This is a genomic window from Legionella quateirensis (genome assembly GCF_001467955.1).
Classification (GTDB): Bacteria; Pseudomonadota; Gammaproteobacteria; order Legionellales; family Legionellaceae; genus Legionella; species Legionella quateirensis.
Window position 1 is genome coordinate 104,189 of the sequence record NZ_LNYR01000034.1, and the last position, 25,249, is coordinate 129,437.

Consider the following 25,249-nt stretch of genomic DNA (forward strand, 5'->3'; position numbering starts at 1 on the left):
TATTGAATAGTAGATAATTATCGTCTCATCATTTATAAAACCGAAAAGTATTTATTTAAGTCTCAATGATTTTGTAAAACCCCGTCTTTGCGAGCAACGCGAAGCAATCCGCAACGGGACCTTATTGGAGCTGGGTTCTGGATTGCTTCACTACGTTCGCAAAGACGAAAATTTATATTGAAATGATTATGTAAAACCTCGTCTTTGCGAGCAACGCGAAGCAATCCAGAACGGGACCTTATTGGAACTTTGCTCTGGATTGCTTCACTTTGTTCGCAAAGACGAAAATTTATGCTGAAGGACGCAATGAAGGATCCTGAATTTAAATTTATACGGTTTCTATTTGGCGATGTCCCAGCTCATTAAGATGCATGCGAATATGTTTATAAAAATCATTCAGTTTCTCATGCGCGTTTGTTGAAAATTTTTGATGGAGTACGTTGCCAAGCATGCCTTCAATACCGCTTAACAACATTTCATGTGTACGAAGTGGTGCTGGTAGCTCGTTGATTGACTTAAATAAAGTTCCCACGAGATTTTGACCAATATAATTCATCGCAGAGTAAAAATCATCATCCGCAATATTGGTACTCTTAAACGGTTGATTGGCAGAATGTTCTTCATTCTTTGGGTTTTTGCTTTTTGCAAACGCTTCCAGTTCGGAATACAGAGCAACAGATGCACCTTGTGATGTGTTTTCTGTTAGCGCTCCAATGGTGGAAATTATGTTAAGCATCAGCGTGATCATAATTTGATTGTTATGTTCCGCAAGTTGGGAAATTTTTAACAACGAATCGGATATGATTTGCCATTGCTCTTTAATCATCATTTCATTATTTGCGCTCATAGTGTTCCTGTTATTCTTTGATGTTTCACATAATGGGAGGTCACTTTAATTGAAATGGAAGGTCATTTCAAGGATGGGTTTTTTGTGGCAGTTATTTTGTTTGGTGTTATAGGTCTTGATTTCTTAAGTTAAGATAACAGGTAAGAATCTGGATATTTGGGGCTAAAAATGCCATAGTTTTAAATTAATCGATGAATTGATCTCAATTACAGTATTGCTAAAGGATTAGAATGCCCATATCTGCGTCATCCCTGTTCTTTCAAAATCTTGTTACTAATCAAGAGGCTGCATCAATATTTTTTGCGGAAAACACCCCTGCAGCACGGATAAAACAGACAAACATTTTAAGATACTGGGTGGCTCATCCTGAATTGGATAACAAAGCTCAATTTTTGCTTCCAGTGTTAGAAAATAAATTATCAACTAGACTGAATCTTGCCTATCGTTATTATGTCCTTCTTCTCTTAAATCGTACATTTTATCTCAGTCTGGAAGAGCCGACGTGCCTTAGAGAACACTTTGATTCCGCTTTTTGTTACAACTTTTTATCAAGCCCTGATGTGTATTATATTTTGGCAACAATGGTACAAACAAAGTCAGCAAACAGTTTGATCGAAGAAGCTCTTCATAGTTTAACCGATACCCCAACTGTTGAATATTTAATGGAAGGATCTGTTTTGTTCCTTTTGGATGAAGAATACATCCCTCCAATGACTGTTATGACTGCTCTGATTGTGTTGTCAGCTTTTCTACCCCAACTCACCATTGAGCAGCAGAACCAATTCTTTCAATTTATTTGGCAGAGGTTATTTGAACACATGCAAAGCAGAGATGAGCAATTAGTGCTGCTAAGATGTTTATACGAGTTATGTTCTAACGTTTCAGAGGCAACAATTGAAGAACTCGCTCACATCGATTTCAAGTATTTGCTTGGTACAAATAACAAATTAATGATAAGACGCCTGGAGTTCCTTGAACTATTAATAATAAACAATGAGAATTTTCGCGCCGTGAAATTGAATGACTTTGTTGCCAAGGCTTTTGAGAGTTTGCCGAGTTTGAATCAAGAAGATCAAATAGTTCTTTCCAGTTCATTAAGACAGCTCAAACCATTATTGAAACATTCTGAATACGACAAACAATTTCAAGATCTTTCGAACTGTCTTCAATACAAGAGGGGGGAATATTCTTTACATGGAAATTCCTATGCCAGAAATCATCTTTTTTCTATAGACAATAAAGAAAAAGAAATTTTAGATACTTATTTAACTTCTGATCCGGTAGACATGGCTGAATGGGTTAGTGAAGGCTTTTTAACCGAAACTATAAAATTTTATCTCTATAAACTTCATACCCATTGGGTATCCAAACAAATACATACCAACACCGCAGAATTCAATCTAAATTGCCAATAGCATGAGGCATGGAGCTGTAAAGGGATTATTCAACAGGTCTTGTTACACTTCTGTTAGTTGCTCAATCGAAAAATCTGGAATGTATAGAAAAAGTCATTTTTTTATTATCCCTAAAAGGCCACGAAACGCGACTTGTCCCTGAACGTTGGGGGTTTAGAACTCGTGTCAATAGAGTTAATTCGTATTTAACGATGAGGCCTATTCATGAAGCTACTATGTTGTCAAAAAAATATCTAAGTGGATTTAAATTGACCTATAATCGTATTGTGGGATTTCTACTAATTCCGGAGTATTTGATTATGAAAAGTCTTGATGATTTAAAATCACTGGATGAGTTGAAAGAAGGACTGGAAAACCGCAGCGTTCTCAAAGTATATCTTTGGCTTAAATACAAATATGAAGAACTCTATCGCCAATTTCCAACTCCTGAGACACGCCTTACTACTCCGTTTACTCAGGCACGTGATGCACTGAATACAGAAATCATTGGAAAATTAACCCAAAGCGAGCATCATCAGCCAACAAAAAAAGCGTTGCGTGATTTTTATGCTCTATGTCAAGGGATACTGAACAAAATTGACATGAAGATTTTAGTCGAAGATGAAGTACAGGATGAATCATCCTTAAATAATCAATCGCTCAGAAACGAAATACTTATTTTGCAGATGCTGAGGTGCGGTAACTATCTTTTTACCTTTTCCAATGTCCAGAACAGATATATCCGGGATAAAAATCCTAAGGGCTATGACACCCTGGAGTATCCTGAAGGGCTAGTGCCCGGGCAACGAATTGATAATCATCCTGTCATGATAGGTAGTGACATGTTTCACGAGTTTAGGGGAGAGCGCTTAAAGACGGCGATCCTCAACGAATTGGCGATAAAATTAAATGATTGTCCGAGAGAGTATTTGCCGGACTTTATTGAACGGATAAGGGACTCATATGAGTATCAGTTGCTTAAGACCCGGCAGAGTCCTCTAATGCTGGGAAGTTTTTTTAAAAGTCAAACCGATTCCATCAGTGAACTGGAGCGGATGCTTGACGAAGTAACTTTACCTGGACCTAAAATTTAATTGTTAAGAACACGTTTAAAAGTTAAGGTTTGTGGTAATGATTATTAAAAAAACAGGCATTGGGTTGGCCTTAAATAGTTAAATTTTTAACTTCAGTCTTTAACGATTGGGAGGGTGAAACGAAATGCCGCTCCTTTTTTTTCTGCATTTTCAACCCAAATTTGGCCTTCGTGAGCCGCGATTATCTTTTGACAAATAGCTAAACCCAAACCTAGCCCATGTTCAGTAATGACTCCTTTGCCCCGATAAAATTTTTTAAATAATTTACTTTTCTCTTCATGAGCAATACCGGATCCGAAGTCCTCAATACTGACTACCAGCTGGTGTTCTTTAATATGTACCGAAATATGAATAGGAGTTTCAGCAGGTGAATATTTAATGGCATTATCAAATAAGTGAATAAAAACTTCCTTAATCATTTGTTGATCCAACAGTACAAGCGGCAGGTTTTCCGGAATATTGGTTTGAACTGTCCTATCTTTGAGCATGTTTCTTGAGGATTCGATTACAGAATTAATTACATCAATTAAAGAGGAGGGCGTTTTATTAAATGGTATTTTCTCCGCCTCTAATTGAATAATCAGATGAAGATTGGTGTTTAAGCGGTTCAGTTTATCTATTTCATAATCGATATTTTCTTCTATAATTCTGACTTTTGCCCCTTCGATTTTCTTTAAATCATTGACTGCCTTGATAACTTGTTTGAGAGGGGAACTTAAATCATGAACAATTGATTGGAGTATCGCCGTACGGGCTTTGTCTGTTTCCTTTTCCAGATCTTTTCTTCTTTCCTTTTCTTGTAATCGATCCACTTCCAAAGCTAAAGATACATGATTAATACACGATTCCAACAGTTTGATTTGTTCTGGAGTAAAGAGATGCCCATCTTTGGGTTGAATTCTTAAAACGCCAATGGTTTCAACGGAAGACATAATAGGGAGATATAATGCGTTTGAGAATGTCAAAGTATCTGTACCTAATCCTGCCGGTTGTTTCATCTCATAAACCCATTGGGCGATACTGTACTCCTTTAAATCTAAAGTGTGCTGAGATGGAGCGTCGGAGGAGGGCATAAGCTGGTCATTTATAGGGATTAATATCAGAACATCACTATTAAAAACCTTGGCAATAAAATTGGTGCCTAATTCTATGATGTGATTAACTCCCCGTGTTCTGGTTAGTTGTCGATTCAAAGTATAGAGTGCTGTTGTTTGACTTTGGGTAATGCGTGATGACTCTGCCTGACGACGTGCAAGTATGGTTAAATTACTAATGATTTGCGATATAAGCAGCATCACAAGCAGGGTGAAAAAATACTCTGTATCAGAGACTTCAAAACTATTAACAGGGGGGACAAAGAAAAAGTCAAAAGAAAGCACACTAAGGACAGAGGCCAGGATTGAAGGTCCTATTTGCCCACACAACGCAGTAACGGTTACACCCAATAAATACATCATGACTAAATTACTGGAGGTCATGACTGGCTCAATCAGGATATTGATGACAGTCACAAAGGCCACAATGCCAATAGATATTCCGTAAGATTTCCATGAAAAATAGTGCGGCACGCCACTTTTCACCGGTTGAGAATTTGTTTCTTCACCCGTAATAATGTAAACGTCAATATCACCACTATGACGTACTACTTCATCTGAGAGATTTCTACGAAACCAGCTTTGCCAGCGGCTTAAGACATGTTTCCATATAATAATCTGAGTGACATTTTGTTCTCGGGAAAAATTAATAATCTCTTTAACTATGTCAAAACTTGTTAAAACATAGGTTTCAGCACCCAAAAGTTCTGCCAGACGTAAATTTTGGATGGCACTGTTTCTTTGTTGGGATGATGATCGCAGTTTGGGGGTATCGACATAGACTGCAATCCATTCGGCCTGTAAACTGTTTGCTATTCGTTTTGCAGAACGAATCAAACTTTGTACTTCAGGCCGAGGACCCACGCAGACTAAAATTTTATCTTTTGTTGCCCAAATTTCTTTTATTCCGGCATCGTGCCTGTACATTTGTGCATCAGACCCTACACGGTCAGCAGTGATACGTAACGCTAATTCTCGCAATGCAATCAGATTGCCTTTTCGAAAAAAATGTTCGCCAGCAAGTTCTGCCTGTTTGGGAAAATAAATTTTTCCATCGTGCAGTCGTTTCAATAATTCTTCGGGAGGAAAGTCAATAAGCTCAACTGCATCCGCTCGTTCTATCATTGAATCAGGAACAGTTTCTTTAATTGGCGCTTGAATTATGCGAGCAACGTCATCCTTTAAACTTTCAATATGCTGCACGTTCAGAGTGGTGTAAACATCGATGCCTTTATCCAATAGTTCCTTAATATCCTGCCATCTTTTTTCATGGCGTAAACCTGGAACGTTGGTATGGGCCATTTCATCTACTAAAATTAATCCAGGGTGGCGTTTCAATGCAGCATCAAGGTCGAATTCTTGACATTCTCTGTCTCGATAGTTGATGGCTTGGCGAGGCATTATTTCAAACTGTTCTAACATGGTATTAATATCGACTCGACCATGAGACTCAGCGACACCAACAACAACATCAAGGTTTTTGGATCTTTTTTCAAGGGCATCATGGAGCATCGAGTAGGTTTTACCTACACCCGGAGCTGCCCCAAGATAAATTTTAAGTTTACCTCGACGCTCTTTAAGTTCTTCCTCATTGATCTGCTGTAATAATTGTTCAGGACTCAGGCGTTGATTTACCATGACTAATCCTTAAGTTATCCAGTGCCAGGTTTAACTGTAAAACATTAACACGTTGTTCGCCTAATAGATTGTATGTACGATTTTGTATGTGTTTTTGTACGAGATCTTCAAGTATTTGAACCGGAATTTGTCTGGCTTCAGCAATTCTGGGTATTTGATACATCGCAGCCAGGGGGCTAATATCAGGATCCAGGCCACTCCCTGAGGCAGTGACTAAATCAACAGGTACCAAGCTGTCTTGTTGCAAATCATATTTTTTCAGTTCGGTTACCCTATCTTTTACGGTTAATAAAAAATTCGGGTTTGAGGGTCCACTGTTTGATCCTGTTGACGCTGCTCCGTTATATGGAAAAGGTTTGGTTGCCGAAGGGCGACCCCAAAAATAACCAGGAGAGGTGAACGATTGTCCAATAAGCAAGGAGCCTACAGGCGTTTCATTTTGCGTAATAATACTTCCATTGGCTTGCCATGGGAAAAAAAATTGCGCTAATCCGGTTACTAAAAGCGGATAGATTAATCCCGTTAAAACAGTCATTAGTACAAGTAAAGTAAATGCTGTTCTTATTTGTCTGACAGCTTCTTTGAACATAGTGTGTCCTTATACCAACCCTAATCCGGTTAAAATAAAATCGATGAGTTTAATGCAGAAAAACGGAACTATTAAACCTCCCAAACCATAAATCAGAACGTTAGAGCGCAACAGTTTGGCTGCTTCCACATGTCGATATCTCACTCCACGAAGAGCAAGTGGAATTAGAAAAATGATAATCAGCGCATTAAAAATAACAGCAGATAAAATAGCGCTCCTTGGAGTGGATAAATGCATGATATTCAATGCGTTTAACGCCGGATAAGTTGTTGCAAATGCCGCAGGGAGAATAGCGAAGTATTTTGCAATATCATTGGAGATGCTAAATGTTGTTAGTGCTCCTCTGGTCATTAATAATTGTTTGCCAATTTCAACTATTTCAATCAGTTTGGTTGGATTGGAATCCAAATCGATTAGATTGCCGGCTTCTTTTGCAGCTTGGGTGCCGGTATTCATTGCTACAGCCACATCAGCCTGTGCTAGTCCCGGAGCATCGTTAGTTCCATCACCGGCCATGGCAATCAAGTTGCCTTTGGCTTGTAATTGACGAATCAGTTTCAGTTTGTCTTCGGGTTTAGCATTAGCTAAAAAATCATCCACTCCAGACTCAGCGGCAATGGCTGCGGCGGTAAGCTCATTATCGCCTGTAACCATGATGGTTTTTATACCCATTCGTCGTAATTGCATGAAGCGTTCTTTAATCCCGCCCTTGATAATATCTTTCAGGTGGATGACGCCCAAAGCTCTGTTTCCTTCAGTTACAACAAGAGCAGTACCTCCTTTGCGTGAGATCTGATCGACACTGCTTCGAACAGATGTCGGTAAAAGACTACCCAATTCTTCAAGATACTCTTCAATTGCAATGGATGCTCCTTTACGGATTTGACGACCTGGCAAATTAGCGCCACTCATACGAGTTTCTGCAGCAAAGGGAATAAAGGTAGCGCCAAGTTGTGTCAGTTCTCGACCACGCAGCCCATATTTCTTTTTTGCCAATATGACTATACTTCTTCCTTCGGGGGTTTCATCAGCAAGTGATGCCAATTGTGCCGCATCAGCTAATGTTTTTACGTCCACTCCGTCTGCAGGTATAAATTCTATGGCTTCACGATTACCCAAGGTGATGGTACCTGTTTTATCAAGCAATAAGACATCAACATCACCGGCTGCTTCTACGGCATTCCCCGACAGGGCAATCACATTGGCCTGAATCATTCTATCCATTCCGGCTATCCCAATCGCTGAAAGCAATGCTCCGATGGTGGTTGGCGCCAGGCAAACAAACAAGGCTACCAGAACGGTAATTGTTACAACCTGGCCTGCCTGGGTTGAATGAACACTGTATATAGAAAATGGAAGAAGGGTCGCACATACCAATAAAAAGATAATGGTAAGCGTAGAGAGCAAAATCGTCAGGGCAAGTTCATTGGGTGTTTTTTGCCTTTTTGCACCTTCGACCAACGCGATCATCCCATCTAAAAAAGTTTCTCCGGGATTTGAGGTGATACGTACAATTAACCAATCTGAGATAACCTGTGTACCTCCGGTAACGGCACTACGATCTCCGCCACTCTCTCTGATTACAGGCGCACTTTCGCCGGTAATGGCACTTTCATTAACAGAGGCAATACCCTCAATCACTTCTCCATCACTTGGAACGAAGTCCCCCATTTCAACCAATACAATATCGCCTGCACGTAAAAGAGCGGATTGGACTAAAGTAATTTTGCCATCTCGGGATGGTTTGGAGAGTTTTTTTGCTTGAATTTCCCTGCGTGCTTTTCGTAATGACTGAGCCTGAGCTTTTCCACGTCCTTCGGCCATACTTTCTGCAAAGTTTGCAAAAAGTAAGGTAATCCAAAGGAGTAACACAATCGTTAAAATAAATCCTGGGGAGGATTCACCTTGACCTGTAATTGACCGTATGAATAGCAATGTTGTTAATATGGAGCCAATATAAACGCAAAACATTACCGGATTGCGGATTTGGTTTTGAGGTACCAATTTTAAAATGGATTGCCATATAGCATGCTTTATAATTTTGGTGTCCCACATGGATTGGCCTACTTTATTGCCCATTATATCCCCCAAGCATCAACTGTTCAGCAATTGGTCCTAATGCCAGTGCTGGAAGAAATGAAAGTGCGCCTATAATAATAAGGACACCTAGAAGAAGAAAAATGAAGAGGGGGGTATGAGTCGCGAGTGTACCTGCACTGCTGATTGTTAATTTTTTACGAGTCAGTGAGCCAGCAATAGCCATGACGGAAATGGCAATCCAGTAACGGGAAATTAACATCATTGTACCGCCTACTATATTATAAAAAGGGGTATTTGCGATCAGTCCCTCAAATGCACTGCCATTATTACATCCCATCGAAGTAAAAGCATAAAGGATTTCACTAAAACCATGAGCGCCAGGGTTTGCTATTGAACTGGTACCCATCTGGGTAACTGATCCCACTGCCGTAGCAAGAAGTACAGTTACTGGCATTATCAACACTGCTATTGCAGCCATTTTCATTTCAAAGGGCTCGATTTTTTTCCCTAGATACTCTGGGGTCCTTCCCACCATTAAGCCGGCAATAAAAACGGTAATGATAACCAGCATGAACATTCCATATAAACCTGAACCAACACCACCAAAAACAACTTCACCCAGATGCATCATCCATAAGGGTACCATGCCACCAATTGGGGTATAGGAATCATGCATTGAGTTAATGGAACCATTTGATGCTGCTGTTGTTGCTGTAGCCCAGAGGGCGGAATTGACTATCCCAAATCGGGTTTCCTTTCCCTCCATATTGCCGCCAGGAAATCCATTTATCTGCCTCACCTGGTCAACACCCATTGCAGTCAATGCAGGATTGCCTGTTTGCTCTGAATACACTGCAACAAAGACAAAAGGAATAAACATAATGTACATTGCAGTCAGTATGGCCCAACCTTGACGCTTGTCATTAACCATCATGCCAAAGGTGAAGCATAAGGAGGCTGGAATAAGCAAGATCGCCAATAGTTCTAAAAAGTTGGTAAGAGGGGTTGGATTTTCAAAGGGATGAGCCGAATTTACGTTAAAAAAGCCGCCTCCGTTTGTTCCTAACTGTTTGATTGCTATTTGAGATGCAACAGGCCCCATTGGAATAACTTGTTGCTTCACACTAATGCTCTCTGTACTTAGGTTAGTACGTTCCATTAGGGGTTGTTCCTGGGTATTACTAATAGATTGCGTATAATTAAATGGATCAATCAAATTAACGGTTTGATTGGGCTTTAAATTTTGTATGACGCCTTGTGACACCAGGATTAACGCAAAAATAAATGCCAGAGGCAACAGGATATAGAGTATTCCACGAAGTGTATCTACCCAGAAATTGCCCAGCTCAGTACGTTCATGATTCACAATTCCGCGTGTTAATGCGACGAGTAACGACATCCCCGTTGCTGCAGAGAGGAAGTTTTGCGAAGTAAAGGCAAACATTTGGGTCAAATAGCTCATGGTTGCATCGCTATTATAAGATTGCCAATCAGTATTTGTAGCAAAACTTACTGCTGTATTAAAGGCTAAGTGAGGTGAGGGGGATGAGTAATTTTGTGGATTTAATGGAAGGTACACTTGAAGTCTCTGAACAAGGTAGACTGTCAATAAACCAAGTAAATTAAAAAGAAGCATTGCTGATAAATAGCGTTTCCAATCCATAGCTTGATTTGGATCAATGCCACATATCCTGAATATAAAGCGCTCAACAGGGCTGCCAATACGATTTAGTATAGAGATCTTCTCTTGATAAACCATAGCCATATACCAGCCTAAAGGCTTAACCAATAATAGAAGAACTACAAGATAGAGAGTAATTTGTGCAAAACTCATTTCAGAAATCATAGAATCCATTCCCTGTATGAAGGCTAAAATAATTCGGGTTTAAATAAAACAATGAATAGATAGGCAAGTAATCCTAAAGTAATTAGCCCGCTGATCCAATAAATATCCATCACTCGCTCCATGATAATGAATCATAAAATTTGATAACACCCGTGCAAAGATAAAAAAACAGTACTGTAGATAAAATAAATAGTATATCTGCCATCATGTTCTCAATAAGTTAAGAAAATAATAAAACATAATCTGGTTATTTGGATCTGTCGACAATTCATTTTTTAATTATCCGTAAACGCCCACGTCCAATTCAATTATAATTGTCGCTCATAACTTATAATTTAGCAGATTAGTGCCTGGAATATTAGGGGTTGTTGATATTTGATTGATAATTGCAGTATTTATGCTTTATTTTGGATGTACCTGTCAGCGTGCATGTAACGTGTAATGTGTCATAAAGGTACAAAAACCTACATCCCTTGGGATGTAGGCAGATTGAAGTCAAGCATTACAATAAAGGTTGGATCCTTCTTGATGGAGTCTTTATGATTCCCCGAGGGAGACAACGCGTAGTCGATTCCCATCAGGATCCAGAGCTAAAAAAGTATAACCATAAGTCAGGAGCGTTGGGGATTGCGCAATGTTTATTCCTTTCATTTGCCATTCTGTAAATAATTCATCAACCCTCCTGTGCGTATTGACTGTGAAGGCTAATTCCCCACTACCTTTATTATTTGTAGATGGGATAACCGTCTGTATCGCTTTTAACCCCAAACTCATTCCATTAGATAAAGTGAATGAATGGAATGCAGATGAAGCTTCTATCGGCTTTATTTTCAGTAAATCCTGATAAAATGTGCTGCTTATCGCGGGATTATCAACATAAAGTACAATGGCGTTTGGTTCGAACATAGTAGTTACCTCGTTAATATATTCAGGATTTATGAACATAATCTCTTAACAAAGAGATTGGTCGTTTTTCGTAAGTCCTGATAGTGATTGTTATGATCGAACACAGTGTACTACTCTATGCTGACAGTTTTTGTCAGTAGAGAATGTCTTTAACGGCAGGGAATAGCCAGGCATTATTATCGGGGCATGGTGACATATAGCCCTCAGGCTAAGGAGTTTCTGTATTTAAAGCAGTCTGGATGAAGTGCGAAGCGGGTACCATTAAAAAAATACCCTGCTGCGCATAGGTTTCCCGGATTTCGCTGTGCTTCATCCGGGCGACTTTTGATTTACTCTTTAGGTTGACGTCAATGATTCAGGCTAACCCAACGATACTTTGATCGTTAAGATAACTGATTTACACCACTTATACGGTGATTACAATTTTTCCGATTTGTTCATTGGATTCCATATAACGATGCGCGTCAACGATATCATCCAGGGCAAAGGTTTTGGCTATATTGGGTTTAAACGTGCCATTTTGTATATGGTTGAATATGTACTGTTCTGCTTCTTTACGCAGCTCAGGTACTGATGACAGTTCAAATAATGTATAACCACGGATGGCTATACCCTTGGCTAAAGCAGTAAAGAGTGGATAGGGCATGGGTTCATTTGATAAATTACCATAAACAAAGATGCTTCCTTTGGGAGCAGCTGCTTCAGCAAGCACTTCTATACCTTTTCCCGCCACCGGATCAAAAATAATTCGAGCGCCTTTACCCGAGGTGATCTCGCGTACACGAGAGGGTAAATCCTCATCATTAGTTACAATGACATGGTCTGCTCCAAGTTTTAACAACTCGGCTTTTTTCTTTTGAGTTCGAGTGGTTGCGATACTGATTGCTCCTTGAGCTCGTGCAATCTCAATCGCCGCTATTCCGACACTACTACTGGCCGCGGTGATTAAAACATAATCGCCTTTTGTGATCTTGCCATAATGAATTAAAGCGCCATAGGCAGTCATGTATTGCATCCAGATTGAGGTCGATTCAACGAAAGATAATTGTTCTGGATATTCTGCAAGGGCGTAGGCGGGTAAAATGGCCACTTCCCCATATACACCGTATTTACCTAAATCAAAACAAGGAACAGTACTGAATTTTTTACCTATTAATCCTTTATCAACTCCTGGGCCTACTGCTTCAACAATACCTGAGGCTTCATAACCAATTTTGGATGGAAACTGGGGAGTTACAAGATATTGTCCAAGGCGAAACATCACTTCAGCTCGATTTAAACCGATTGCATGTATACGTAATCGCACTTCTCCGGCTTCGGGTTCGGGTAATGCCATTTCCTCTATTTTTAACACTTCAGGACCACCAGTTTTATGAAAACGAACAATCTTGGTAGTTGTAACTGACATAGTATTTCCTTATGAAGAGAATAAAAAAATGATGCAAATTAAGTACTTGCCTCATCGAGATGGGTATTCTAAGCGCTGACACGTCATTAAGTAAACAGGAAATAAAGGGAGTACTCATTTTAGGATGTTGAACGTTATGGAATAAGGACATTATGTTTTCTAAGCATTTAATTACCCATCAATAATTGATTTATTTTGCTACACTTAGATTATAATTTTATCTTGAAGATAAATGCCATGCGAAATAGTCCGTTTGAAATTGCAGGTCAAATAATAAAACCAGGAACCAAGACTTGTGTGATGTTGCCTTCAGCAAGTCTTTATACGCAGAGTAAAATGGATATTCCTGTCCATATTTTTCATGGAAAAAAAGCCGGTCCTAAAGTTTTTATCATCGGTACAATTCATGGTGATGAGCTTAATAGTATTGAAATCATAAGACGGGTTCATCATCATTTTTCATTGAAGCATATACACGGTACTTTAATTACAATTCCTGTGGCCAATATTTTTGGATTTGTTTTGCAATCTCGATATTTGCCTGATCGAAGAGATTTAAATCGAGCTTTTCCGGGATCTAAATCAGGATCACTTGCTGCAAGACTGGCAGATATCCTGATCAATGAAGTAGTTGTCAAATGCAATTACGGAATTGATTTGCATACTGGGGCTCTTGGCCGAATTAATATGCCGCAATTGCGCGTCAATCTGGAAACACCCGGTGCCAGGGATCTTGCTTTAGCGTTTGATACACCAGTAATTCTCAATGCGAAAATTCGTGACGGTTCACTCAGAGAGGCTGCAAGTGAATTAGGTATTCCCCTCCTGGTTTATGAAGGTGGAGAGGCATTACGTTTTAATGAATTATGCATCCGGATGGGGGTGCGAGGAATACTTAAAGTGTTAACTTTATTAGGAATGATTGTTAAGCCTAAAGGCAGCAAACGGAAGAAATATGAGCCAGTAATTACTGAAAACAGCAGTTGGGCTCGTGCGCCAGCTAGTGGGTTGGTGCAACCTATAGTCGATCTTGCTCAAGCAGTGAAAAAAGATGATCCACTAGGGTATATTCATGATCCATTTTTAATGAATAAGTCCGTTACGGTAAAAGCCCCCTTTGGTGGTATTGTTATAGGTAAAACAAATCTGCCATTGGTTAATGAAGGTGATGCAATGTATCACATTGCCAGTTTTGATGAAATTGAAAAGGTATCGGCTTTTATTGAAGACCTTCAGAATCAAGTCGATAAAGAAATAGATCCTTTGAACGATAATTAAGTGACATGAATCCCTATTTTTATAGAGGATTTAAGTGGCTGCAACCGCTGTTGCGGCTTTTGGATTAAAAGCCGCAACAGCGGTTACAGGAACTCTGTTTTAGCTGCCTCCAAAACAGGCATTGAGCGTTACCGCATTGCTTGCAGGAAGCCAGTGACCGTAGTTTTCTCCATGCCACAGACGGGTTTCTTCAAGTTTTGCTTCGACAATTTGTTTTGTAATGCCTATGCGCTCAATCCATTCGCCACAGCGCTTTTTAACCTGTCTGCGAATTTGACCACGCATAAATGAGTAACGACATGGATTATAAGCTTCATTCAGATTATCCGAGATATAAGGTTTCAACAGGTTCTCCCTGGTGACGTGTTTGGAAAACTCCCATTGATTGTTGTTGAAAACCAGTATTGGGGGAAGTGTTTTACTTCCAATTTTAACAGGATGGCCAATATTCATGTAAAATTTCCAACCCGCGTAATTTGCCGCTAAATCACCATTGGAATAAACGCCATTAATCAAGGTGCCTAAATAGGTTTGCTCCAGGAATTGACCATAGGTTACGATAGCAGCATGAGCCTTTTTAGCCGATTTCCAGTGATTCAGATAGAACATATAAATTTTATAGTAGGTATGACCCATCATGAAAAAATGCCCCAACTTGTCAGTACCAAAATAATAGTCGTACATATTAATTGTTGGTGCCAGGCCAATAATAAATAAGGGTGATTGTGAAAAAACTAGCCAATAAACCGTTTTCCAAGGTCTGAATTCTTTATACTGCATGGGTTTGATGTCCACTGGTAATTGACTCCAACGCATCCAGCGTGGAAAACCGGGGCCTGTTTTGTTATAAATTAAATCAACGAGATAGGAATCATTACGGCGCGATGCCAATTTTGCAGCAGCAAGCCGACTGTTCTTGGCTTGTGGCAGCAACATTCGAATTTCCGAATTGGTTTGAACTACAATTTGTTTGAGAACTTCATATAGTCTACTACTTGCTGCTGGTCCAATGTCTTGAAGTTCGCCGGGAGGAAGGGTGAATTGATCCGTCTCTTCTGCCTGAGCTGCCTGTATAAAGCAAATGCTCAATAATACACTTAAATAGAACATCCTTTTAAAAATCATAATTCCTTTGCCTGCTTCGAGTCAGTTATTACATTAGAATACAAATTCTCTCTTACTGTCTAGATAAATCATTAAAGAGCTGTCAAGCGAGTCTGTTTTAATGAATGTCTTTGCTCTAAATATCCTGAGAACACATGATTATTGACAATTAACAGGTCCTGAAACATGATTAACCTGGTGCCTTTTCTCTGTATGCCTTTACTTACATAATTCAGTAAGATGATTTCATTCATGAAGTTATGACTAGCAGATTTTTAGGTCTAATCAGTCCTTAAATAAACAACCGAAAGAGGGAATTTCGATGAAAAAATCCAGTCTGGTATATTCGTTATTATTACTTTCTACTATTACGTTTTCTCCTGTTATCAATGCAGGCCCTGTAGGACTTGTTGTGGATATTTATTGCCCTGCTACTCAGGGAACTCCGAATGTTCTTACTAATTTTGGAGAGTACATTGGTGGTTATGGAGCGGAAAATATTCTGTCACAAAATAATCCAATTTATTTTAAATCCATTTCATTGGCTCATGATGTTCCTGCTCAACTGGTGAATTACTATAATGAATCAGCCAGTTACAACAGCACAACAGGGCAAGTCACTTGCAACTATGCAAGTAATAATCCTGTAGAGCCACGTTTTGGTGTAGCCTATAATGTGACAAACGGAAAAGGTGGTGCTGTTCAATGGCAATCCAACAATTCGATCAATATCATTTTTCCTGTTGGTATAAAAGGTTAATCAGCAGCTTATATTCTTGAAATATTAATTCGTGATCATTCTGCCTCGTTTTTTTGTGAGGCAGGTTGAGTCTTGACCAACCTCTATCAATTTAACGAGTAGTGCATTTACCCTGGAATCCCAATCGATTAGACATTGGACTTTTTGGTGAGCCATTGATCATTTGTTGCCTATAATTAAAATACACAAATGATTTTCCGGGCGAATGTTATGCCTAATACAAAAAACACGAAAAAATCCCCCAAGGGGTTCGTAGCTATAGATCTTGATGGAACAGCTCTGGTTCAAAAAATTGATAAACAACCCTTATATGGTTTGACCAACGCACAGAGTAATATCCGTGAAGCACTGATAACGTATATTAAGGCAGCTCAGGATGAAGGATATGATATCGTTATTTTAACTGCCCGCCCGGAGCTTGTGGAACCACTTTTAGGCGGAGGAAAAATAGGTACTAAAGCGACTCAGGAAATTAAAGACGAATTAGCCGAAAGTGGCGTCATTATAAAAGAAGTATACAGAGCACCTGCTGGCCTAAAAGGCGGTAAAATGGATGAAATTTTACAAGAATATCCAGAGGATGCTGTAGGAATTTTATTTGATGATCAATTAAAACAAGTCAATGATGTCAAGGAACTAAATAATCCCAGGCTTATGGCATACGATATTAATAGCAAAAAGGATATTGAGCTTTATCTTGATAAAATTGCACTATCTGCTGATCATCCTCATCATCCTTCAAGAATTGTAGAAACGATTCTTAATACTCCCAATGTTCCTGAAACCGAAGGGATAAAAACCCTGAATAGCAGTATTCAACAATTACACGATCAAGGTAAGGGAAAAGAAGCGGCTTTGATTGAGTCTATAGTGCATGAACTGTGTATTCGGAGCGATGCGGCAAACAGGCATAATTACAAACCAGAACAAGATTTGGTCACTGTAACAACCCAGAATATTCAAATTTTAGTCAATAAATTAATCAAGAATGAGCCAACAGAATACGATGACATTATTGCAGCCAGAAACGCGATTTTGGCTGATACACATTTAGTTAAAATTAAACCGAATTCAAATTTTGATGTAGCAGTTAAGGCTTTTCTTGAGGAGTGTACAAGAACAGTCTTTATCAGAGATTTGAAACAACAATGCTCTGATTTTCAGGCGACGCTGGGAAATTCTAATCAATATGCTCAACAACGTGAGATGCTGGGAAAATTAATGCAATCTCTTGATAAACCAGATACAAATCAAGCGTTACTGAGTTTTTCAGATCAGTTTAAACAGGGAGATAGTATTTTTAAACAGGCACCCAACGGGGATTCATTTATCGAATCGGTACGTTCAATTTTGGCAAAAGCACCAATAATTGGTGTTCTGTTTAAAAGTGACAGTGAATTAAAAGCAGATAAAATAGATCATTGTGTTGTAACCATGTTCAAAAATCAGTTGGTTGAACTCAAGAATGGAACTGATAACACGATTGCTTCTGAGGATACTGAGGTTTATCAGCGAACTCCTTGAAATACATAAATTGTATGGCCTCTTTTGCGGTGAATAACCGAGTCGTTCTTTATTTGAAACGTGATAAATGTTTAACAATTGAATAAATATTCAGGTTTTTTTATTTTTTCGTCAGAAAAGATATTAATAAGTGATATGGTTGACGCAGGTTGAACTTTGTTTTGATTATACAGGAGATAAGTACGTTGAAGGATGTTGGATTTGAAAAAAATTTAAGTAACAGAGATATCATTTCATCTGTGGGATCAGGTGGTTTTGCTAAACGTGAGGGATTTTTTTCAGGGCTGAGAAACAAAAGTGACCATTATTCACTCGCTTCTCAGGATGGTTGTATTAAGTTCATATTGTTTGACGTATTCGGAACAGTGGTGGATTGGCGTGGAACAATGGTTAGAGAATTTGTTGTATTGTTTGAGGAAAAAGAAATAAGACATGTGCGTTGTGAAGAATTTATAGATCGCTGGGTCAATGAGTATTCCGAAAACATGACAAAAATCAGTGAAGGGTCACACCCATTTTCAACAGTTGATGAACTCAACAATACCGCTCTAAATAAAACGTTAGAGCACTATCAAATCCTGAATAAGTTTACTGAGTCGGAGCGGGAGCAGATGTGGATGGTTTGGCATCGATTGGAACCATGGCCGGATGTACTTGCTGGCATCAATGAGATGAAGAAGCAATGCAGCATTGGTATCCTTTCGAATGGAAATATTCACTTGCTGGAGGATTTATCCAAAAATGCGAGTCTGGAATGGGATATTATTCTGTCTGGTGAATTATTTCAGAGTTATAAACCCAATCCATTAGTCTACCAAAGTGCCACAAGAGAATTGAAATTAAAGGCCTCAGAAATATTGCTTGTGGCCTCACATAAATATGATCTAGAAGCAGCGCAACAATGTGGATACAAAACAGCCTATATTTTTCGCCCTTTAGAATTCGGAACCGTTAGAGAAGGACAAATTCCCTGTGATGACGGATTCGATTTTGTGACAACAGGAATTGATGATTTGGCAAAACAATTGATATCACAAAGTAGGAATGTGTTGTCGTTCAAGAGTGTTTAATATTGAGCACAGGGTTCATTTATTTGTCAAATGATGTAGAATATATATTATTATTTTTTGCAGGCTTCATTTTGGACCATAACGAAAAAAACGCTCCCAAAAAAAATACGAAAAGCCAGAATGCAGGCTTATTTTTAGCGACCACATTGGCAATTTATGCATTGCTGAAAAAAGGAAATTATAAAGCCGCATTAGTACTTTATTCCAAAACCGGAGGTGGAGGAGTCAATTTCTATAAAAAAAAGCCTGATGGCAAGCTGCATCGACTGTTTGCTTTTGATTACCACCCAGTCAAAGATCCTAAAACTCAGCAAAATCAATGGTGTTTCCATTATCATCGGGGAAAGAACTCCAGTCAGATGAGTAAACACCGTCCTTATCAAGGGGGCTGGTAGTCTATTGAATCACTTGTAGCCTGTATTAGACAAAGCTTGTCTAATACAGGCTACTTTTGCTGCATCGACTATTATCACCCTATCAAAGATCCTAAAAGCTAAAAAATCAATGGCGTTTTCAATATCATAGAGGATATAGCTCCAGCCAGATGAGTAATCACTGTCCTTATGAAGGGGATTGGTAGTTTGTTAAATCGAATGAAGCGGCGCTCATTATATGATTTATCAATAGCGGTTATTAACAACATTTTGTTACTTTTTTAATCAATGAGAGTTACAATTGACCTTGTAAATTAATTATAGGAGTAACTCAAATGGCAACAGTTTATGAAGTTTTAGGTCTTGAACCTACTGCAGATTTTAAAAAATTAAAAAAAGCATACCGCAACAAAGCACTTGAAAATCACCCTGACCGAGGTGGAAAGGAACAGGTCTTCAAGGATTTACAAAATGCATGGTCATTAATTGATGAGGAGGCGAAAGCTCTATCGTATTATAATAAGTTTACTGCAAAGGCAGTTAAGCCTGATTGGAGTGAATCATATGCTGAATCTATCTCTGCTCCGACCGCATCGTCCTATTCAGGTCCATTTCCTTCCTATTCTTCTTCCTCTTATTCGGAAGGGGAAGCAACAAGTTTCCCAAAAAATCCAACGGCTTCAAAATCACCTTTAAGTACAACAGCTTTCGTACCTAAAAGTGGCGGATTTATGGGATTTTTTACATCGCCTAATGTTGGTGATTTTGTATATCGTTCCATTAACACCACTCCCCTTATTGGTTCCCGTGATTCTTCAGATAGAGCTTTAGGTTTCAAGATAGGCAGTCTTTTTAACGATCTTGATCCGACCTGTACGGCTCATGAATTACTAACCGCATTTAAGCAGCTATTAACCATTATGATTGAACATGCTGATTTACGTGACTCAACAGATAACAAGAAATATTTTTTGATGAATCAGTTGGCAGAACTTGTTGGAAAAAAAGTAACATTGGAGAGCTATCATGTGGTGCTCGCTGATTATGCAAGAACCTATGTTTCAGTTGAACCAGTTGCTTTATTAATGGAGCCTCAATTTGAACCCTGCAGCTCTGTTCCTCTATTAGACTAATCAATCTAAAACCCTCCACTGGTGTGGAGGGTGTATTTTTAATGATATTTCGTTATCATGGCTGTAAATCCTGTTTAAATCAAAATTTACGAAAAAAGCACAATCTCTTCATTAAAAGTAATTTTAAATTCGGTCATTTAGTTTATGTTCACTTATAAGTACCATCAGCCAGAAGAATATCGTTGTAGTCTTGATTCAATTCAGTTGGCATCATTTGTTGCGGAACAATTACGAGACCGTCACAATTTGAATGTGCTGCGTGTACTCGATCTGTGTGCCGGTTCCGGTGTTATTGGTATGGATCTTTCCTGGCATCTTCGTGAACTCAGACACATTGATTTTATGGATGTTCAGGCTGTTTATACGGATTATTTTCATAAGAATGTCGCTCTGATTAATCGACCTGAGTTGCATTTACGCTGGCATCTTGCTAATTACGATCGATTACTTGAAGAACAATGGACAGAACAATTTGACTTGATTGTGAGTAATCCCCCATATTTTCACCAAGGGCATGGAGTACTTTCACCCTCCGATTTTAAAAATCGCTGTCGGTTTTTTTTAGACAGTACTTTTGCCAATTTTATTAAGGCCGTAGCCAATTCATTGACCTACGAAGGTGAGGCCTATTTTTTATTACGACCTTTACAACAACATGGCTATGATCTGCTGTCTGATATTCAAAATTTATTGCGGGAAACAACAATTGTCATCGATAAAGTAGCTAATATCCGCGGCAATGACGTGATATTTTTCAAAAAAATGCAGCCACAATAAGGATTCCTCTCCAATAACATAACATTTAGCAAAGGTTGAGTCTGTGGTCCGACATTTTAACCTGACTTATTATAATTCCATTTACGATTGTTTTATTTTTTTCCAAATGATTAACTGTTGACCGTTTAGCAATGCCGCTCCCGGGCTGAGATGATTCCAATTCATAATATCCTGAGTCGAAACTTTATAGAGCATTTCGAGTGTTCTATAAGATTCGTTGGGCTGTACGATATGTATGACTCGGTATACTTTCCCTTTTATTGAAGTCTGGCTTAAGAATTTTGATTTTGATATTTCATGGAATGGTAATACCGGAGTATTTTTAGTGCTCGGAATTAACAAAACCTGATTGGGGCGTATGGACTGATCTGACAGACGATTTAATTTTTTAATTAATGTAATCGTAGTATGGTACTGTCTGGCAATGCTGCGCAAACTATCGCTTGGAAGGACGAGATGCTTGGTCCAACTTACTCGTTTCTCGACAGGTGAATGGGATAAATTGAAATAAAACTGAGTTACTTTTGCTATTGGAATAAGCAAAGTGAAGGGTTTATAGGGCGCAGTGGCCCATCGATTATAACCCGGATTTAATTTGGTTAATTCATTAACTGAAATGCCAGCTAAACTGGCTGCGTGACTCAAGTCAATTTGACTGCCAATATTTACCTCTTCAAAATACGGGCGGAATGGATTTGCGGGCAGATTTATTTTATAAGCCTGGGGGTTGCTCATAATTTCTGCCAAAGCTAAAAATCGAGGTACATAAATCTGTGTTTCTTTAGGGACATTCAGTTCCCAAAAACTGACAGCACGTCCATTAGGACTATTCGCTTTAACCGCTCGGCCTATGGCTCCTTCACCGGCATCGTAGGCAGCAATGGAAAGAATCCAATTTCCGTTAAACACTTTATTTAAATGCGTCAGGTGGGTGAGTGCGGCGTCTGTTGAATGATTAATACTTCGTCTTCCATCAAACCACCAATCCTGAATTAAACCTAATTGATTTCCCGTCACTGGCATTATTTGCCATAAACCTGCAGCACCCACTTTTGAATAAGCAAAAGGGTCGTATGCACTCTCTATCATAGGAAGTAATGCTAACTCACCAGGTAAATTTCTTCTTTGTATTTCTCGCGTTACATGATACAGATAGGGTTCTGCCTGTTGACAGACCTTAGTAACAAAGCCCGGATGATCCAGAATCCAGCGAATTTGATCTTGAACTTCAGCCCGATTGATTTCATGATTCATCTTAAATTCATTGCGCAAAACATCCCATACATCAGGTGTTTGAAATGCTGTTGCATGTGTACTGAAGATAAAAAATATAAGGCAACTGAATAGCAGCTGTATTTTTTTATCGATGAATGTCTTAATCAAATTACCATTCCTACTCTATAAAGCTTCTCTGGAGTTTGTTTACAATTCATTCCTGATACATGCTCAGACCACATCTGGGCGTTATTTATGAAATATACTCTTCTTCGTATCGTGTATAAAGCTCTTCCTGAAATCCACGTCTAAAATGAGTATGCGGGGCTAAAATAAGGCCCATTAATGGAATAGTTAAGCACATTCATAAATCAGAAATTCTATTGGTATGTTTTTTTGTGGCTTGCAATGAGTTAACAGTCTTATTCTGCTGTCGATAAAGCGTACATGTTAACCAAAGAAAGATGTAATTAAAAAATCCAGAGTTTTCAGTTGTTATTTTTTTTCCATTGTGATGCTGGTGCTTATGCCTAGTTTCATTAACATTAATTCGTGATTTGAAAAATCTCCAATAATATATCGTTTAGGGTCGGGCTGTAATTTGATAATCGTTGGAATTGCGATAATTTCTTCTGACTGCGCACGCTCAGGGCATAGTCGTAAATCAATCACATCAATCTTATACTGTTCAGGAAGATAAAGATTACAGAAATTTTTCAGGTTTGCTAAGGTCAACATGCAGTGAGGAGTTTCGCCAGCAATATAAAGAATAAATTGCCATTCTTTTTTAGAGGTTCTGGATGATTTTTTTGTTGAAGTCACAGGCATTTTTGTGATTTTTTTACTCATCTTTTTTCTCTTTTTTGTGTTTTTTCTGGGGTAGTACCGTTCTGGAGTCGCGTATTTTCTGGGAACCTTCCTCGGTTAATTGTTCAATTTTCTTCTGGTTAGAAACTAATAAGTGTATATTCTCCTTAATATTCTTAAGCTGAGAATTTAATGTATTGATATTTGATTCAATATGATCCTGCTCTGATTGAAGCTGATTTATTTTTTGTTTAATCTCTTGATTTTTAGCAATTCCTTCTATTTTTTCTTGCATGGCTTGTACGACACGTGCAGAGCCTACTAAAATCTTCCCTGAACCCATATATACTTCGTTAAGTCGAATACCTTTGCTGGTTATCTTAAATTCACGCATTTGATGCGAATGCGCCATCCCGCGTGATTTTTTAACAACTAACAAGGTGTTCTGTTCTAAATCAACATCAACATTGCTCAATAGAATCCAGGTGTCCATTAATGAAGAAACGCCTATTTTTTGATGATCCGAATACTCATGCAACAAACTGGTCATAATGGTTGTTATGCTGTTCAGCTTAAGAAAATTGATTAAACGAGCTAACATTAATTTAACATTGTATGGAGAGCCTATCAGGTTAAAGTTGGATATAGGGTCGATGACGATGCTTTGAGGTTTAAATTCCTCTATGAGTTGTACCATTTTTATTAAGTGTGATTCTAAACCATAAACGCTGGGTCTAATCGATTGAAATAATAATGTCCCCTTGTTCTTCCATTTTTCCAGGTTTATATTAATTGATTTCATATTACGTATGATCTGATCTGAAGATTCTTCAAAAGCAAAGTAAATGCATTTATTACCTGATTTACATTGACTTTCGACAAAGGTTGCGGCGATGCTGGTTTTTCCAGTTCCTGCCGTTCCGTTAATCAATATACTTCCGCCTGCATAATAACCGTTACTACTTAATATTTGGTCCAGTTCTTGAATACCTGTTGAAACAAAGGTTTTGGGAACGTTAAAATCAAGTGTAATTGAAGTGACTGGGGAGAGAATGATCCCTTGGTAATCAATGATAAAAGGAAATTCATTAGAACCATGGGAAGAACCTCGGTATTTGATGATTCGCAAATAACGAGTGGCTAATTCATTACTAATTCGGTTATCAAGAAAAACAACACAATCAGCAACATATTCTTCCAGGCCATGACGGGAAAGGGTGTTTTGTCCTTGTTCAGCCGTAATGATTGAAGTTACTTTTTTCGTACTCAGCCAACAAAAAAGACGTTGTAGTTCAGAGCGAATAATTTTGGTGTTGTCCAAGTGATTAAACAATACTTCGATCGTATCAATAACGACGCGTTTTATTTTATGTTTATCAATTAGATGACCTATTTGAATAAACAGTCCTTCGAGATTGTAAGTGCCCCACTCATCGAACGCAGTACGATCAAGGTGAATGTGGTGCAAAACCAGTTGCTGATTTTTAATTTTTTCAGATAAATTAAACCCTAATGAGTTGCAGTTTTTAATCAGATCTGGTTCTGTTTCTTCAAATGAGACAAATAAACCAGGCTCGTCGTTTTTGAGGCCGTTGATAAGAAATTGCATACCAAAGAGTGTTTTACCACTGCCTGCTGAGCCAACAACCAGGGTGGATCTGTATTGTGGAAGTCCACCCAAAGTAATTTGATCAAAACCTTCAATGCCCGTTAAGCATTTGGTTAACAGATCAGATGAGGGTGGTGTAGAGTTTTTTCCATTTGTCATAGTAATGACCCTTTTTTGTAATCCCTGCGTATAGATAAATCTTTGATAGTTTGTTGTGGGAAATAAAATCCTGCTCTGTTTAGTATAGATTAGGAAAAAAAATATATGCATTTTTCCTGATTTTGGATTAACTCCAATTAAAGCACTGTGTTCTATTCTGTAACGAGTAGTATGGGTCTATAGCAGACGGGGTGGAAGCTCCTGACCCAGTCAAATTATTAATGAGTGCTGGTTGTGATCTGAACTAATTCCTCATAATTTAGAAGGCCGAAAATGTATTTATTTAAGTCTCAATGGTCCCATAAATACCCGTCTTTGCGAGCAACGCGAAGCAATCCATAGCGGAGCCTTATTGGATATATGTTCTGGATTGCTTCACTTTGTTCGCAAAGACGAACATTTATAAGGCTGAAAGAGTATTTATTGAAGTCTTAATGATCCTATAAACAGTCGTCTTTGCGAGCAACGCGAAGCAATCCATAGCGGAGCCTTATTGGATTTGAGTTCTGGATTGCTTCACTTTGTTCGCAAAGACGAACATTTATAAGGCTGAAAGAGTATTTATTGAAGTCTTAATGATCCT

The 25,249-nt window shown here is 38.6% G+C and carries 21 protein-coding genes; 9 read left to right on the top strand and 12 right to left on the bottom strand.

Annotated elements, in window-relative coordinates:
• Positions 1–328: 328 nt before the first annotated feature.
• Positions 329–847, bottom strand: a complete 519-nt coding sequence (locus Lqua_RS18780; RefSeq protein WP_058474506.1) for a hypothetical protein — start codon at positions 845–847, stop codon at positions 329–331.
• 230 nt (positions 848–1,077) lie between these two features.
• On the opposite strand from Lqua_RS18780, the gene Lqua_RS11890 reads away from it, so the two are divergent.
• Both Lqua_RS11890 and Lqua_RS11895 read left to right on the top strand, forming a co-directional pair.
• Positions 1,078–2,262, top strand: a complete 1,185-nt coding sequence (locus Lqua_RS11890; protein ID WP_058474507.1) for a hypothetical protein — start codon at positions 1,078–1,080, stop codon at positions 2,260–2,262.
• A gap of 299 nt (positions 2,263–2,561) precedes the next feature.
• Positions 2,562–3,335 carry a hypothetical protein gene (locus Lqua_RS11895; protein WP_133141035.1) on the top strand — a complete coding sequence of 258 codons (774 nt, stop codon included), beginning with the start codon at positions 2,562–2,564 and terminating at the stop codon, positions 3,333–3,335.
• Positions 3,336–3,427: 92 nt separating this feature from the next.
• Here Lqua_RS11895 and Lqua_RS11900 read toward each other — a convergent pair whose 3' ends face one another.
• The 7 genes from Lqua_RS11900 to Lqua_RS11925 all read right to left on the bottom strand — a co-directional run bounded on the left by Lqua_RS11900 (position 3,428) and on the right by Lqua_RS11925 (position 12,856).
• Positions 3,428–6,067: a sensor histidine kinase gene (locus Lqua_RS11900; RefSeq protein WP_058474509.1), complete on the bottom strand. Its 2,640-nt coding sequence runs from the start codon at positions 6,065–6,067 to the stop codon at positions 3,428–3,430.
• Positions 6,042–6,656 (bottom strand): potassium-transporting ATPase subunit KdpC, encoded by a 615-nt coding sequence (gene kdpC / locus Lqua_RS11905; RefSeq protein ID WP_058474510.1) that lies wholly within the window; start codon positions 6,654–6,656, stop codon positions 6,042–6,044. Before kdpC ends, Lqua_RS11900 begins: the two co-directional genes overlap by 26 nt.
• Before the next feature lie 9 nt (positions 6,657–6,665).
• Positions 6,666–8,735 (bottom strand): potassium-transporting ATPase subunit KdpB, encoded by a 2,070-nt coding sequence (kdpB, locus tag Lqua_RS11910; RefSeq protein ID WP_058474511.1) that lies wholly within the window; start codon positions 8,733–8,735, stop codon positions 6,666–6,668.
• Positions 8,725–10,542, bottom strand: a complete 1,818-nt coding sequence (gene kdpA / locus Lqua_RS11915; RefSeq protein WP_238585572.1) for a potassium-transporting ATPase subunit KdpA — start codon at positions 10,540–10,542, stop codon at positions 8,725–8,727. Before kdpA ends, kdpB begins: the two co-directional genes overlap by 11 nt.
• 23 nt (positions 10,543–10,565) lie before the next feature.
• Positions 10,566–10,664, bottom strand: coding sequence for a K(+)-transporting ATPase subunit F (kdpF, locus tag Lqua_RS19045; RefSeq protein ID WP_083501324.1), 99 nt, complete (start codon positions 10,662–10,664; stop codon positions 10,566–10,568).
• 415 nt (positions 10,665–11,079) lie between these two features.
• A complete protein-coding gene (locus Lqua_RS11920) occupies positions 11,080–11,448 on the bottom strand; it encodes a VOC family protein (protein ID WP_058474512.1) in 369 nt (122 codons plus the stop codon).
• Between the two features lie 406 nt (positions 11,449–11,854).
• A complete protein-coding gene (locus tag Lqua_RS11925) occupies positions 11,855–12,856 on the bottom strand; it encodes a zinc-dependent alcohol dehydrogenase family protein (protein WP_058474513.1) in 1,002 nt (333 codons plus the stop codon).
• Positions 12,857–13,093: 237 nt separating this feature from the next.
• On the opposite strand from Lqua_RS11925, the gene Lqua_RS11930 reads away from it, so the two are divergent.
• Complete coding sequence (locus tag Lqua_RS11930; RefSeq protein ID WP_058474514.1) at positions 13,094–14,134, top strand: succinylglutamate desuccinylase/aspartoacylase family protein; 1,041 nt, start codon at positions 13,094–13,096, stop codon at positions 14,132–14,134.
• A gap of 99 nt (positions 14,135–14,233) precedes the next feature.
• Here the strand turns inward: Lqua_RS11930 and Lqua_RS11935 are convergent, their stop codons facing one another.
• The gene (locus tag Lqua_RS11935) at positions 14,234–15,259 is read right to left on the bottom strand and encodes a hypothetical protein (RefSeq protein WP_058474515.1); all 1,026 of its coding nucleotides are present in this window, start codon (positions 15,257–15,259) and stop codon (positions 14,234–14,236) included.
• A gap of 301 nt (positions 15,260–15,560) precedes the next feature.
• Here Lqua_RS11935 and Lqua_RS11940 point away from each other — a divergent pair, with 301 nt between their 5' ends.
• From Lqua_RS11940 to Lqua_RS11965, 6 genes are all read left to right on the top strand, one after another.
• Positions 15,561–15,998: a hypothetical protein gene (locus Lqua_RS11940; protein WP_058474516.1), complete on the top strand. Its 438-nt coding sequence runs from the start codon at positions 15,561–15,563 to the stop codon at positions 15,996–15,998.
• Positions 15,999–16,208: 210 nt separating this feature from the next.
• Entirely contained in the window at positions 16,209–17,522 is a 1,314-nt protein-coding gene (locus Lqua_RS11945) for an HAD family hydrolase (protein WP_058474517.1), read from the top strand.
• A gap of 185 nt (positions 17,523–17,707) precedes the next feature.
• Positions 17,708–18,592 (top strand): haloacid dehalogenase type II, encoded by an 885-nt coding sequence (locus tag Lqua_RS11950; RefSeq protein WP_058474518.1) that lies wholly within the window; start codon positions 17,708–17,710, stop codon positions 18,590–18,592.
• Between the two features lie 71 nt (positions 18,593–18,663).
• Entirely contained in the window at positions 18,664–18,987 is a 324-nt protein-coding gene (locus Lqua_RS11955) for a hypothetical protein (RefSeq protein WP_133141034.1), read from the top strand.
• Positions 18,988–19,301: 314 nt separating this feature from the next.
• Positions 19,302–20,099, top strand: a complete 798-nt coding sequence (locus tag Lqua_RS11960) for a J domain-containing protein (RefSeq protein ID WP_058474520.1) — start codon at positions 19,302–19,304, stop codon at positions 20,097–20,099.
• A gap of 144 nt (positions 20,100–20,243) precedes the next feature.
• A complete protein-coding gene (locus Lqua_RS11965; RefSeq protein ID WP_058474521.1) occupies positions 20,244–20,876 on the top strand; it encodes a methyltransferase in 633 nt (210 codons plus the stop codon).
• Between the two features lie 81 nt (positions 20,877–20,957).
• Here the strand turns inward: Lqua_RS11965 and Lqua_RS11970 are convergent, their stop codons facing one another.
• The 3 genes from Lqua_RS11970 to kaiC form a co-directional block, all read right to left on the bottom strand.
• Complete coding sequence (locus tag Lqua_RS11970; RefSeq protein WP_058474522.1) at positions 20,958–22,259, bottom strand: transglycosylase SLT domain-containing protein; 1,302 nt, start codon at positions 22,257–22,259, stop codon at positions 20,958–20,960.
• 327 nt (positions 22,260–22,586) lie between these two features.
• Entirely contained in the window at positions 22,587–22,940 is a 354-nt protein-coding gene (locus tag Lqua_RS11975; protein WP_058474523.1) for a circadian clock KaiB family protein, read from the bottom strand.
• On the bottom strand, positions 22,933–24,666 hold the full coding sequence (gene kaiC, locus Lqua_RS11980; protein ID WP_058474524.1) for a circadian clock protein KaiC: 1,734 nt from the start codon (positions 24,664–24,666) through the stop codon (positions 22,933–22,935). The genes Lqua_RS11975 and kaiC overlap by 8 nt, the downstream gene beginning before the upstream one ends.
• Between the last annotated feature and the right edge of the window lie 583 nt (positions 24,667–25,249).